This is a genomic window from Polaribacter uvawellassae, from assembly GCF_039748955.1.
GTDB lineage: Bacteria > Bacteroidota > Bacteroidia > Flavobacteriales > Flavobacteriaceae > Polaribacter > Polaribacter uvawellassae.
Window position 1 is genome coordinate 1 of the sequence record NZ_JBDIZN010000008.1, and the last position, 14,012, is coordinate 14,012.

Here is a 14,012-nt window from a genome sequence, read left to right on the forward strand (position 1 = left end):
AATGCAATTAATTTATACAACCAAATAAGATTACACGTATCTTTAGACTATAAAACACCAAATATGGTATATAAATTATCAGCGTAAATTCAATTTTAACCTGTAGCCATATTTCAGGACTAGACATACCCAAACCCAATGGCTGAAGACAAAGAATTTAGAGTTGTAATACCAAAAGAACATTATCAGATTCTGAATTTTAAACAGGACGAACTACCAGGAATTGCAGTTGTGAATAAAAGTTTAGCGGAATTTGAGCCGAAAGAAGTTTTTGTTTGGCATTGTTCGGTAATGCTTCAATGTGAAAAGCTAATCGAAAACGGAATGCCATCACGAGAAGAAGTTGAAATATTAGACAAATTTGGCGACTTTCTTGATGACAAAATAAAAGGAGCTGATAAAGAAAAGCCAAACGGACTTTTTCTCGCAAGAATTACGTGGAATGAAACACGTGAATTGATTTGGAGAATTTTTGACCCAGAAATTACGAATGACTTTCTGACTGACCTAATTGAACGTGAAGACCATCCTCGGAATTTTGATTATCGAATTGACGAAGACGAAGATTGGAAATTGACCGAATGGCATCTGAAAAAAAGAGAATAAAGTACAGCAGGTAACAACGTATATAAAAAATTGCTATTTTGGGCTAAATTAAAAGGTCGTTGCACGTTTGCTACGTCTGATTTTCCTTCGGAAAATCCTCGCACGCAAACACGCAACTTTCCATATACGAACACGTTGGCAATAATTAAAAAGCGAAATGAAAAACGAATTCAAAACTGAAATTGTTGAAACTAAACAACCAATTAAAATATATAGTATAATATTTGGAATACTTTATTTATTAGCTAATTTTTATCTTTTTTTATATGACAAAGAAAATCAGAATATTTATTTAAAATATTTAAGTTTAATAATATTAATATTTGGAGCATATTTTATATTCGGAGAATCTTTTAAAAAACCGAAAGTAGTCGGAATATTTAAAATAAGTGAAAAATATATTTCAATCAATTTAGACGGAATTGAAAATAAAATTGAAATAAATGAAATAGAAAGTATTTTTCTAAAATATATGGGTTATGGAAGTTTGACAACTCACTCAATTTATGGAAATAAAAACTACCTGAAAATTTTAAAAAAGAATGGAGAAAATTATAATTTTGAAATACTTTTTAGAGACAAAAAAATGAAAAATGAATTTAAAAATGTTTTGAATAAAATTGAAATAAATGAAAAATTTAATTTCACGAAAATAAATAATTCGAAAACTGAATTTTAAAAAACTATTGCCAACACCGTGTATAAAAAATTGCTATATTTACCATAAACTAAAACTTGTTGCTTATTTGCAAACTTCTGAATTTCCGCTGGAAATTCCTCGTTCACAAAATCGCAACTTTCCATAACACAACAACGTTGTAAAAAACTGGTTAAAAGACCAAACTAAAAGCTAAAACATTCTTTAAAAGCATTTTACTTTTAAATCTAGAAACTAACAATAAGACGAAAATTCTATGAAAAATTGAAATTATCAAATTAAGTAAAAACTTTTTTTTTTGTAGAATTTTAAGTGAAATATAAATTTGAAAAGTTGAGAAATTCAAAATATTTAAAATTAGTTAAACGCTAAAAACTCAAAAAAAGAAATTAAAATATTTGCGAAATTTTTGGTAAGAAACAAAATTTTAGAAAACTAAAAAAACTGAAATGGTAAAATAAAACTCTAAATGAAGAATTATTTTTCTAACGAAAATTTTAATAAAAAATAAAAATTCCAGAAAATTAAGATAACAAGAAATGAAAAATTTTAACTAACATTTTAAGCTTTGAATATTAAACTAAAATTTTAGAAAACGCTATTCTTACTTTAAACTTTTATAAAACTCCGAAAATAAAATTATTGAATTTCATCAAAATATAAAACTAGATATAAAAAGACATAATTAAACACGCATTTTACAACAACGTGTATAAAAAATTGCTACTTTTAACTAAAACTAAAACTTGTTGCTCTTTTGCTAACTTCTGAATTTCCGTCGGAAATTCCTCGTTCACAAAATCGCAACTTTCCATAACACAACAACGTTGGCAGTAATTACAAGGAAATGAAAAAAAAACATAAATTCATTATAATTTTAATAGGAATTATTTTTAACGGATGTTATACATACAAATCTTATGTCCCTTTCAATTTAAAAGATGTAAATCTTGAGCTTCCTATTTCTATAACAAAAATTTTAATTGAAGATAGACGGACAGATATATCAAAAGAAGATGATATTAAACTTCCATTTCTTTCAGGCTTAAGAAGAAAGAAATGGAAACACTTTCCTCGAATATCAGATAAGCATGAAACCCTTATAAAAGAGACGGTAAATCAAAACTTTTATTCGTCATCAAAAATTAATGGAGATATAACCGTTTTAATAAATTATGCTTCTAAAGAATTTGAGCAAACAGGAGTTAGTGAAATTGAAAGAGTTTATTTAGATACAGAAATATTCTTAAAGACTAAAGAATTTGAATATCACTCTTTTGCAATAGATACCTTTCATTATACTTCTATAGACGCATCAAACAAACATTTTGAAAAATTTTATCAAACTTCTTTACAAAACAATTTAGTTAGAAATATCGCTCAATTAAAAAGTCAGTTCTATAAAAGTGATAACATTGAATCAGAATGTGATGATAAGACGTATAAAAAATCTCTTATCTTTAAAAGCGGTATTAAAATTATAGTTTCAGGAAAAAACGATATTGACTCAATTTTAATAGACGATTTAAATTCAGAAATCACACAAATTTGGAATTTCAAAATATCAACCAATCAAAAAGGAAGATTAATTTATATTGAATCACTAGATGAGTTAAAAGCTGAAAAGAAAGAAGAATTAAGAAAAATAATGAATTATCTATCTAGCATTCAAATATTTGAAAAGAATCAGACGGAAACATTTTATTGTAGAACCTTAATAATTAAAAGAAACGCACAATAACAAAGTGAATATTATTGTTTTACAGAATTTTGAATTAATAAATAAAAAACTACTGCCAACACCTTGTATAAAAAATTGCTATATTTAGCTTAATTTAAAACTTGTTGCTTTTTTGCTAACTTCTGAATTTCCGCTGGAAATTCCTCGTTCACAAAATCGCAACTTTCCATACAAAACAACGTTGTGGCTAATGCAAGAAAACCACGAAAATGAATTAAAAATATGACAATAAAAGAAGCCATTTTAAAAAGTCTTGATGACATAAACGGACTGACAAACTATATGGAAGTTCACGACCATATTATAGAAAATGGTTACTACGATTTTGGAAAAGCAAAAACACCACCAGCAACGATTTCAGCATTATTAGGAGATTTTATAAGAAATGGAGATACTCGTGTAAAAAGAATTAAGCAAGAAAATGGTTCTTATGCTTATTATTTGACAAAAAACGAGCAAGATATCGGAATTGAAATATTATCAGGCTCAACAGAAACGACTTCTGTAAAACTTCCAAAAGTAAAAGCTAAATCATATAACGAAAGAGATTTACATCGACTTTTGAGCAGTTATTTAAAGAATACTAAAATATATTCAAAAACAATATTTCACGAACATTCAAAAAACGGAAAAGACAACAACCAAATTTGGACACATCCAGATATGGTCGGAGTTAAATTTTTGAATTTACAGACCAAAGTGAGTCAAAATTTTTTAAAGTCAATTAATAGAGTTGATACATTTAAATTAAGCTCTTATGAATTAAAAAAGGAAATTAACTCGGACACGGAATTGAAAAAAGCCTATTTCCAAGCAGTTTCAAATTCAAGTTGGGCGAATTATGGATATTTAGTAGCATTTGAGTTTAGTGATAGCTTATCGGACGAAATGGAAAGACTAAATCAATCTTTCGGAATTGGAATAATTGAACTAAATGCCAATCCATATCAAAGTAAAATATTGTTTCCTGCAATTTACAAAGACCTTGATTTTAAGACAATCGACAAATTATGTAAAATCAATAAGGAATTTGAACAATTCATTGAGCAAACAGACAGATTAATGACAGCTCAAGAACGTTATTACAAATCGACTGAAAAAGAACTTGACGAATTTTGTGATGGCTATTTTGAGAACGATTCTGAAATTGAAAAATATTGTAAAGACAAAAACATTCCGAATGGAGAATAAAGCACTAGCCACAACACCGTATATAATTTATTGCTAGTTCTAGCCTACTTACGAAAATCCTCGCGGATTTTCTATTCGGTTTTTATTTGCTAAATTACGTGCTAAACCACGCAACAAACCATATACAAACACGTTGTAAAACATACACAAAAACACCTGAACTTCAAATAAAAATTTTGAAATATTTTGACGATAGTAACTTTTAAGTTACCTTTGTCAGAATGGAAAAAGTTAGGCAAGTAATACAATACAAAAATTATTTCGAGGAGTTTTTACTTGCTCAACCAAAAAAGGTTCAAGACAAAATATTTAAGGTCATTGAAATAATCGAAACTTATCAGCACGTGCCGAAAACATATTTGGCACCAATGAAAACTCATAAAGGATTATTTGAGGCTCGAATAAAATTAGGCTCGAACATTTGGCGAGTTTTTTGCTTCTTCGATAAAGGAAAGTTAGTTATACTTTTAAACGGATTTACTAAAAAAACGCAGAAAACACCGAAAAAAGAAATTGATAAAGCTGTTCGATTAATGAAAGAGTATTACGAAGAAAAAAATAAAGGAAAATAATTTTTTTTTAAACTAACCGTACACAAACCCGTTGGCAATAATTACTAAAAAATAGGAAATGGAAACTAAAAGTTGGAAAGATATAAAAGACACAGTTTACGGAAAAAAAGGAACTGAACGCAGAGACGAACTAGATAGAGATTTTGAATCGTTTAAAATCGGTTTGCTCTTACGAAATGCACGTGAGGAAAAAAATCTGACTCAAGAACAACTTGGAGAACTGATTGACAAAAAACGAACGTACATTTCTCGTGTGGAAAATAATGGCAGTAATCTGACTTTAAAAACATTATTTGACATCGTTGAAAAGGGACTTGGAGGAAAAGTAAATATTTCAATCGAAGTCTGACATAAAGTACGATTTTACAACACCGTGTATAATTCATTGCTAGTTAAAGCCTACTTACGAAAGTCCTCGCGGACTTTCTATCTGTGATTTATTTGCTAACTTTAGTACTTAAACACGCAACGAAATCATACACAAACACGTTACCTGCAAGTTAAACCGACATTCTGCAAATGAAAATCATCTTTCAAGTCATATTATTTCTATTCTCATTTAGCTTCTGCTTTGCTCAAGAAATGACAAAGCGTGAATTAAAAAATATGATAAAAGAATCGAAATTGGAATATCGGAAAAATGGATATTCTTACTTTTCTAAAATACTGACAAATAATAAAGACAGCCTGTTTTTTAAAGCTGACCGAATTGAAATTTACTCAAGTAGTGCTATAACATCTGAAAAAGAAATCTGCCGAACGGTTGAATTAAAATTCTTGAAAAACAAAAAAGTGAATTTTATTGATTGCCAAACTTGTACTGAACCATCTTCGTGTTACGTGAAAACTGATAAAAATGTTTACAAATACTATATTCAAGAAATTGAAAACGAATTATTTATTCTTTTCAAAAACAAATACTGCGAAATGAATTTTAAAATAATTTCCGCAAAAGAAAATGAACTGAATAACAGAAAATATCGTGAAATAAAATTAGAGCGAATTGAATAAAAACCAGCAGGTAACAATGTATAACCGCAATTACGGCGGATTCGACTGCGTCCGAATCCACTCGGAATTGCTAACGCCAGTACTTAACCGAAAATTATTAACTTTAAATCCGTAACTGACGGTTATACGAGACCGTTGCCAGTAATGCGGACGAAATTATCAAAAGTTTCCATATAATTCAACTTTTTTGTTATCTTTGCTAAAGTATAACGACAAATAAACTGAATGAAACCAAAATTTGAGGTGGTTTTTCTTGAACAAGCTATTGACTTTATGTCCAAATTGGATGCTAAAGCAAAAAAGAAAATCTATTACAATTTGGATAAAGCGAAACTAGAAAATGACCCTAAACTGTTTAAAAAACTAACAGACGACATTTGGGAATTTAGAACACTTTATCAAGGAATTCAATACAGACTCTTTGCCTTTTGGGACAAAACAGATAAAATCGAAACGCTTGTGCTATCGACACACGGAATGGTAAAAAAGGTTAGCAAAGTTCCAAAATCAGAAATTGAGAAAGCATTGAAAATTAGAGCTGAATATTTTGACGAATAAACTTGAAATTATGGCAACGAAAAATAAAAAAATGAAAATGATGACACTTGACCAAATGAAGGACAAGGACATTGGAAAAGTTGGAACACCAGAACGTGACAAATACGAATTTGACTTGCGAATGGAAGTGCTTGGAGATATGATAAAGTCTGTCCGAAAAGAACGGAATTTAACTCAAGAGCAACTCGGAGAATTAATCGGAGTTCAAAAATCACAAATCTCGAAATTGGAAAGAAACACTAAAAACGTAACTATCGAAACGATTTTAAAAGTGTTCAGAGCATTGAAAGCAAACGTTCGATTTAGTGTCGAAATGAATGAATCGGAATTTAAAGTAGCATAAGCACTACTGGCAACAACGTGTATAATTAATGGCTAGTTCTCGCCTACTTACGAAAATCCTAGCGGATTTTCTATTCGGTTTTTATTTGCTAAATTAGATGCGTGGAACACGCCACTAATCATACACAAAACCGTTGGCAACAAGCTAAACCAAAATTGTAACAAAATTCAAAATCCATAGTCTTTAGATGAAACACTAACCAATGAAAAATACATTTTTAATATTACTCATTACTCTCACACTTTTTGGGTGTGACAAAAAAACTGATAATTCCAATAAGAATATCATTACTTCAGATATTACCAATTTTTGGGAAGCATATGATAAAATAACTTCTACTCAAGATTCAATTTTACAATACAAATATCTTGACAGTTTATACTTTAGAAAAGGAACTAAAGGTTTAGAAGGAATAAGGCAAGCAAGAAATTATTCACCAAAAGATTATATAACATCAATTAACAATTATCCAAAATTTTGGGCTTCTATTAGAGATAACACCTTGCAAGCAGAAAAATTGGGTGCTGAATTGGAAAATGGAATAGAGAAATTAAAAACACTCTATCCTGAATTAAAACCAGCGAAAATATATTTTTCAATTGGTTCATTCAGAACACCAGGAACTACAATCGATAGTTTAGTCCTTATTGGTTCTGAACTGGCAATGGCGGATAGTAAAACAGTCACAACAGAATTCCCAGAAAATTTATCGCACTTAAAATCTTATTTTGAAACCAACCCAAACAAACATCTTGTGTTTTTAAATTTACACGAGTATGTTCATACCCAACAAAATCCGAGAGCATTTAATATTCTTTCTTTAGCTCTTTACGAAGGTGTAGCTGAATTTGTAGCAACAAAAGCACTTGAAGTCCAATCACCTAATCCTCAAATTAAGTTTGGAAAAGAAAATGCTCAAAGAATTAGAGAAGTATTTGAAAAAGAAATGTTCTATCCTAATAACCGATATAAATGGTTAGATGGTAATGACCCAAACGAATTTGGAATGAGAGATTTAGGCTATTCTGTAGGTTATCAAATTTGTGAAAATTATTATAATCAATCTGAAAACAAAACTAAAGCCATTAAAAAAATGGTTGAATTGGATTACACCAACGAAACCGAAATTGAAGAATTTATTAAAAAAGCGAATTATTTTTCTTCATCATTAGACAAACTTTACCAAACATTTGAGAGTAAACGCCCAGTCGTCATTAGAATTAAGCAGTTTGAAAATAAAAGCCAAAATGTAAGTCCGAAAACTAAAGAAATAACAATTGAATTTTCAGAGCCTTTAAACGGACAAAATACGAGTGTAGATTTTGGAGAACTAGGAAAAGACGCATTCCCAAAAGGCACATTAAATGGAAGGAATTGGGGAGAAGATAATACCTCTTGGACAATACCAGTAGAATTAGAACCAAATAAAAAATATCAAATTCTAATCGGAAACAATTTTAGGACAGAAGAAAGTATTCCGTTGAAACCATATTTGATAGAATTCAAAACATCAGAATAAAAAAGCCAGTTGCCAACACCGTATAAAATTAATGGCTAGTTCTCGCCTACTTACGAAAATACTCGCGGATTTGCTATTCGGTTTGTATTTGCTAAATTAAGTGCTTAAACACGCCACTAATCTTATACAAAACCGTTGATAGGCAATATGCCTTCGGCACGTACTTTTCCGCTTCAAAAAAGAAGCTCCACCAAGTACTATATTCCCTATCAACGCAAATGCCTACGTCATTAGTTTCAACCTTGTTATACGGCATACTGCCTACAACTACGGTTAAAACGAATGTCTAAAGGCTTACGTGCCTTTTGAGCAAGCTCAACGTCACTCGCCTTAACCATTTGCGTTGTAACCAATTAAAAAATGAGTCCACCAATAATAATAATTATCGTAATTTCAATAATAATTGGAATTTTAAGTTGGTTAAATAAAAATGAAAGGAAGGCTGGAGAATTAAAATCTGAATTAGAATTATCCCCTATTGATTTTAAACACAAATTTGAGAATTTGAAAATTAGTGGCGGAACTTTACAATTTTGGGGAAATTGGTTTGGAAGACCAATGGATAATTATCATCAAATTAAAAACGTAGAATATGACAGTGTGGCTAAAAAACTGATTTTAATTCTTGATGAAGGAGAAAAAATCAAAATATGGAAACCATCTGAATTGAAACTTGGAAAAACAGAATTGCGTATTGAAAAAGCTGATAAAATATTGTTTGAATGGCATTCTTATGGAGAAAACAAAATTGACAAAAATTTACGATTTGAATCCTACACTAATAATGGAATAAAAATTGAATTTGAAACAGATTTTAGAGATAAAAAACAGAAAGCTAATTGTAACTTGAAAGAACCTGCTTTTAGAATAATTGGAATGTAAAAACTGGTTACAACAACGTGTATAATTAATTCCTACATTTATAACATAAAACAAAACTATAGTTACGCTTTCAATCGGTTGATTTTCTATCGAAAATCTTCACTCACGAAACCGAAACTAATCATACACGAACACGTTACATGCAAGCTGAACAAACCAAAATGCTAACTATAGTCTGTGGCATAGACTGAATACTAAAGTTAGCTTTGTGCAGACTTTAGTTAGCAATGGAATCTAAACACGAAATACTAAATTTATTCGGAGAAAACGTTAGAAAATTCAGACGCTTACTCAATCTTTCACAAGAAGAATTGGCACATAAAGCTGATTTGCACCGAACCTATATAGGAATGATTGAACGAGCGGAAAAAAATATAACTCTCGTTAACATTGAGAAAATTGCTAATGCTTTAGAAGTCAAAATAGAAGACTTATTAAAGATTAGTGATGGCACAGAATAAAAAGTACAAACTTTCAGAAGAATTTTTCATTGCAGAAAAAACGAGTGACGTTTTCATGGAAGTTGAGTTTGAATATGAAACTCAAAAGTGGGTTGGATTACTTCCAAAATTTCTCAAATTTCAAGGATTAGACCTTACAGAAGAGGATTTTTTCAATTCTATTGAAAAATCATACAATATCCTAAATCCCTCGAATAGACAAAAGTGGATAACCGAGAGTGATTCTAAATGGAGTGAAAACAAGAAACAGACACAAACATATAAAGTTTTAAGAGCATTATATTCAGGTAATTGGGAATGTCGTGTTTGTGGCCCTGTGCCAGCAGAGAACCCACAGCCTGCTGCTCGTTTAGGTGCATTAAAAAAGTTAGGATATATTATTGGCTCTAAAAGAAGACACTGCCAAAGCTGTGGTAAAAAAACAATGCATGATATTTTGGTTATGCTTCCTAAAATTCAAACAAAATTTGAAGATGGCAATGAATTAAGAGCACCAATGTCCGAGAAACTAAAAGAAAGAATAAAAAAGGTTCTCGGTAAAAAAGAAGTTTGTTTTAATGTCAAAAGGTCTTCTGTTGAACTTATAGTTGACCACAAATTTCCTTCTCAAAGATGGATAACAAAAGAATCTGCCAATCCAGATAATATGCCAGAAGCTGAAATACGCAAGAAATTCCAGTTATTGAGTAATCAAACTAATATGTGGAAATCAAGATATTGTGATACCTGTGTTAAAACAGGAAAACGAGGAGATTTTATGGGAACAAAATGGTATTACCAAGGAGATGAAAATTGGAATGGAAAAACTGAAAATGATGAAAATGGTTGTGTTGGTTGTCCTTGGTACGATTTAGAACTTTGGAAAGAAAAATTAAATGAAAAACTATAATAAATCTGCATACTAAAGTTATCTTTTTTTTATAGCTTTGTATCAATAGAAAGAAATAATATGAATAATAATTTAACATTTGGTAGTGTATGTTCAGGAATTGAAGCTTCTCAATTAGCTTTTAATTCCTTTGGGTTTCAGCAAGTATGGAGTTCAGAAATTGCCGAATTTCCTTCAAAGGTTCTTGAGCACCATTTTCCTGACATTCCAAATGTTGGAGATATGATTAATATTCCGAATTCAATTTTAAATCGAGAATATGAAGCACCTGACCTTTTTTGTGGAGGTACGCCATGTCAGGCATTTTCATTAGCAGGATGGAAAAATGGACTTGCAGATGAAAGAGGACAACTAACCATGACTTTTATTGAAATTGCCAATGCAATTGATAAAATAAGATTAGAAGATGGGAAGAATAAAAGCATTGTTCTTTGGGAAAATGTAGAAGGAGTATTAAATGACAAAACAAATGCTTTTGGAAATTTCATTGCAGGTTTAGCAGGATTTGACGAAGAAATCAAAGTTAGTAAATGGACTAAATCAGGTTATTTAGAGGGCAAAGAAAGAAATGTTGCTTGGAGAGTAATTGATGCTAAATATTTTGGACTTCCACACCAAAGAAAAAGATTATATGTTCTCGCAGGTGGCAAAGATTTTAAACCTGACCAAGTACTTTTTGAATTCAACGACAAAGATATTGTAAAAGAATTAAAATTAAAAGCTAAAAACAGTTCTTTAAATGCACCTAATTTATTCTCAACAGAAATTAAAGAAAAGGAATCTGAATTAGTTTTTTACAAACAAGGAGTGAAATTTGAAGTGTTCAGAGAATATACAGATTGTTTATATGCAGCTTACGGAACTAAATGGAACGGAAATGCAGCTGCGTACAATGGCTCGTTATATGTATCAGAAAACGATAGAATTAGACGACTCACACCTTTGGAATGTGAACGACTAATGGGTTTTCCCGATAACTACACAAAAGTTAATGGAAATAGTCATACTAATAGATTTCAGGCAGTTGGTAATTCTTGGGCTGTTCCAGTTGTTAAATGGATTGGTAGTCAGATAAATTCAGTTGTGGATAAAAAAACTGAAAATGGATTTACTGAATGGCAAAAATATATTCAGCCAAAAGAAAACAAACTAAACGCAAAATTATATTTGCTTAATGGAACAAATAAAATTAGTCAAACTAAATTTTTAAACTCTTCAAACATTCCAAATAATCCAATTTTCGGAGATTTAAGAGACATTGTAGAACCAAACCATGCAATTGAGAAATTCTTTTTGAGTGCTAAAGCTTGTGCAGGAATTTTGAGACGAAAAAATGAACGCAATATGAATATGAATTCGGAATTGGAAGTTTTAATGACAAGAATAAGCAAAGGAGAGAAAACACAAACTAAAAAGAAAAGCCAGCATGTAACATTGTGTATAAGTAATAGCGGTTTAGGTGCTAAAAATGAAGATGTTGGTTTTAATCAAAGTTCCGTACTAACCTGAAAAGTTCGTACATAAAAATCCGCTACTACTCATACACGAAACCGTTAGGCAACATTAAAAATTATTTTTTCAATTCAAATTTTTTACTTACCTTTGACGTTAGTAACGTGAAAAGATATGATATTATCATTTGGTTCAAAAGAAACCGAAAAGATTTGGAATGGAATCAGAGTTAAGAAAATGCCGATTGAAATTCAGAATGTTGGACGTCGGAAATTGAGAATGCTGAATAACTCTCAGGACATTTCCGATTTGCGAATTCCACCATCAAATCGACTTGAAAAACTAACTGGAAAGTTAAGCGAATTTTATAGTATTCGGATTAATAAACAATGGAGAATTATCTTCATTTGGGAAAAGGGAAACGCAAGCGAGGTGGAAATAATAGATTATCATTAAAAAACAATAAAATGGAAAAGTTAGCAAATGTACATCCAGGAGAAATTTTAAATTTCGAATTTCTTGAGCCTCTTGAAATTACTGCATATAGACTTTCAAAAGATTTAAAAATTCCGCAAACCAGAATTTCGGAAATTATAAAAGGAAAACGTAGAATTACAGCAGACACAGCTTTGCGATTAAGCAAATATTTTGGAAATTCTGCCAAATTCTGGCTTGGAATCCAAGATGATTATGATATTGAGGAAGAAAAAGAAATGAAAGAATCGGAACTGAATGAAATAAAGCATTTCGAAAATAAAAACGTTGCCTAACATACGTATATAACAAATAGAATTTGTAATATTTTCATCATTTCAAGCTAGAAATTTCTGGCAGTAAAAAAGAAACACAGTATTTATTTTTAAAAATAATAATATTCATAATCGCTAATTAATTTTAGCGATATTTTTTTTGTTTATAGCCGTTTTATAAAATGCTTTTATTTTCTTTGTGTCTCATTTATGAAAATTCAACGAATTACATATTTATCATTAGGAAGCAACCAAGGCGACAAGCTAAAAAACCTACAAGAAGCAATTTATTTAATAGCTGAAAAAATTGGTCCTGTTTTAAAAATATCTTCAGTATATAAAACTCCAGCCGTTGGTTTTAATGGAAATGATTTTCTAAATATTTGTTTAAAAATATCAACTTATTTACCGCCAGAAACATTACTACAAAACAGTTTAGAAATAGAAAAAAAACTAGGAAGAATTAGGACTAATTCTGACGGTTATTCTGACAGAACTATAGATGTTGACATCCTTTTATTTGATGATGAAATAATTTTTTCTCAAGAATTAATTGTTCCACATCCAAGAATGTTAGATCGTAAGTTTGTGTTGGTTCCTTTAATAGATATTGCATCTGAAGTAATTCATCCTGTAACTAAAATTTATCTTAGAAAATGTTTAGATGGCTGTTCAGATAACACCGAAATAAACAAAATACCTGAAACGTTAATTCGTCCAATTCCGTTAACAGAAAAATACAATTATATTGCAATTGAAGGAAATATTGGCGCAGGAAAAACAAGTCTAGCAAAAATGATGTCTGATGAGTTTAATGCCAAAATTGTATTAGAACGTTTTGCTGATAATCCGTTTTTACCAAAATTCTATGAAGATAATGAACGCTATGCTTTTCCTCTAGAAATGAGTTTTTTAGCAGATCGCTATCAACAATTAAGTGATGATTTAGCTCAATTTGATTTATTTAAAAGCTTAATAGTTTCTGATTACTATATTTTTAAATCCTTAATTTTTGCGCAAGTTACGTTACAAAAAGAAGAATATTTACTCTATAGAAGGATGTTTGATTTGATGTATAAAGAAATTACAAAACCAGATTTATATGTATATTTATACCAAAATACAGAGAGATTAATTAAGAACATTAAAAAAAGAGGGAGAGAATATGAGCAAAATATTTCGCCCAATTATCTAAATAAAATACACAGCGGTTATAGTAATTTTATAAAGTCACAACATGATCTAAACATCTTAACTATAGATGTTTCAGAGTTAGATTTTGTCAACAATGCTGACAATTATCAATTAATCATTAAAAAAATCAATAATTATTAAATTTTTTGTAGTTTTGTTGACTAAATTATTTCCCCGATTTTCAAA

At 30.0% G+C, this 14,012-nt stretch carries 17 protein-coding genes; all 17 read left to right on the forward strand.

The window, feature by feature from the left end; all coding sequences use genetic code 11:
- Nucleotides 1-138: 138 nt before the first annotated feature.
- The 17 genes from ABDX67_RS12815 to folK all read left to right on the forward strand — a co-directional run bounded on the left by ABDX67_RS12815 (nt 139) and on the right by folK (nt 13,967).
- Nucleotides 139-606 carry a DUF695 domain-containing protein gene (locus ABDX67_RS12815; protein WP_347175436.1) on the forward strand — a complete coding sequence of 156 codons (468 nt, stop codon included), beginning with the start codon at nt 139-141 and terminating at the stop codon, nt 604-606.
- 157 nt (nt 607-763) lie between these two features.
- On the forward strand, nt 764-1,285 hold the full coding sequence (locus ABDX67_RS12820) for a hypothetical protein (protein WP_347175437.1): 522 nt from the start codon (nt 764-766) through the stop codon (nt 1,283-1,285).
- Between the two features lie 826 nt (nt 1,286-2,111).
- Nucleotides 2,112-3,005: a hypothetical protein gene (locus tag ABDX67_RS12825; protein WP_347175438.1), complete on the forward strand. Its 894-nt coding sequence runs from the start codon at nt 2,112-2,114 to the stop codon at nt 3,003-3,005.
- A gap of 222 nt (nt 3,006-3,227) precedes the next feature.
- Entirely contained in the window at nt 3,228-4,196 is a 969-nt protein-coding gene (locus ABDX67_RS12830; RefSeq protein ID WP_347175439.1) for a hypothetical protein, read from the forward strand.
- A gap of 221 nt (nt 4,197-4,417) precedes the next feature.
- Entirely contained in the window at nt 4,418-4,768 is a 351-nt protein-coding gene (locus ABDX67_RS12835; protein WP_347175440.1) for a type II toxin-antitoxin system RelE/ParE family toxin, read from the forward strand.
- A 58-nt stretch (nt 4,769-4,826) separates the two neighbouring features.
- On the forward strand, nt 4,827-5,117 hold the full coding sequence (locus ABDX67_RS12840; protein WP_042247315.1) for a helix-turn-helix domain-containing protein: 291 nt from the start codon (nt 4,827-4,829) through the stop codon (nt 5,115-5,117).
- A gap of 170 nt (nt 5,118-5,287) precedes the next feature.
- Nucleotides 5,288-5,779, forward strand: a complete 492-nt coding sequence (locus ABDX67_RS12845; protein ID WP_347175442.1) for a hypothetical protein — start codon at nt 5,288-5,290, stop codon at nt 5,777-5,779.
- Nucleotides 5,780-6,004: 225 nt separating this feature from the next.
- A complete protein-coding gene (locus tag ABDX67_RS12850; protein WP_092210205.1) occupies nt 6,005-6,337 on the forward strand; it encodes a type II toxin-antitoxin system RelE/ParE family toxin in 333 nt (110 codons plus the stop codon).
- A 10-nt stretch (nt 6,338-6,347) separates the two neighbouring features.
- Nucleotides 6,348-6,680 (forward strand): helix-turn-helix domain-containing protein, encoded by a 333-nt coding sequence (locus tag ABDX67_RS12855; protein WP_092210206.1) that lies wholly within the window; start codon nt 6,348-6,350, stop codon nt 6,678-6,680.
- 202 nt (nt 6,681-6,882) lie between these two features.
- Nucleotides 6,883-8,199 (forward strand): DUF2268 domain-containing putative Zn-dependent protease, encoded by a 1,317-nt coding sequence (locus tag ABDX67_RS12860; protein ID WP_347175443.1) that lies wholly within the window; start codon nt 6,883-6,885, stop codon nt 8,197-8,199.
- Nucleotides 8,200-8,559: 360 nt separating this feature from the next.
- Nucleotides 8,560-9,081, forward strand: coding sequence for a hypothetical protein (locus ABDX67_RS12865; protein ID WP_347175444.1), 522 nt, complete (start codon nt 8,560-8,562; stop codon nt 9,079-9,081).
- Nucleotides 9,082-9,308: 227 nt separating this feature from the next.
- Nucleotides 9,309-9,542 (forward strand): helix-turn-helix domain-containing protein, encoded by a 234-nt coding sequence (locus ABDX67_RS12870; protein ID WP_347175445.1) that lies wholly within the window; start codon nt 9,309-9,311, stop codon nt 9,540-9,542.
- Nucleotides 9,529-10,431, forward strand: coding sequence for a hypothetical protein (locus ABDX67_RS12875; protein ID WP_347175446.1), 903 nt, complete (start codon nt 9,529-9,531; stop codon nt 10,429-10,431). The genes ABDX67_RS12870 and ABDX67_RS12875 overlap by 14 nt, the downstream gene beginning before the upstream one ends.
- Nucleotides 10,432-10,491: 60 nt before the next feature.
- Nucleotides 10,492-11,940, forward strand: a complete 1,449-nt coding sequence (locus tag ABDX67_RS12880; RefSeq protein ID WP_347175447.1) for a DNA cytosine methyltransferase — start codon at nt 10,492-10,494, stop codon at nt 11,938-11,940.
- 117 nt (nt 11,941-12,057) lie between these two features.
- Complete coding sequence (locus tag ABDX67_RS12885) at nt 12,058-12,339, forward strand: type II toxin-antitoxin system RelE/ParE family toxin (protein WP_347175448.1); 282 nt, start codon at nt 12,058-12,060, stop codon at nt 12,337-12,339.
- 11 nt (nt 12,340-12,350) lie between these two features.
- Nucleotides 12,351-12,653, forward strand: a complete 303-nt coding sequence (locus ABDX67_RS12890; RefSeq protein WP_347175449.1) for a HigA family addiction module antitoxin — start codon at nt 12,351-12,353, stop codon at nt 12,651-12,653.
- A 189-nt stretch (nt 12,654-12,842) separates the two neighbouring features.
- Nucleotides 12,843-13,967, forward strand: a complete 1,125-nt coding sequence (gene folK, locus ABDX67_RS12895) for a 2-amino-4-hydroxy-6-hydroxymethyldihydropteridine diphosphokinase (protein WP_347175450.1) — start codon at nt 12,843-12,845, stop codon at nt 13,965-13,967.
- The last annotated feature ends 45 nt before the right edge of the window (nt 13,968-14,012 follow it).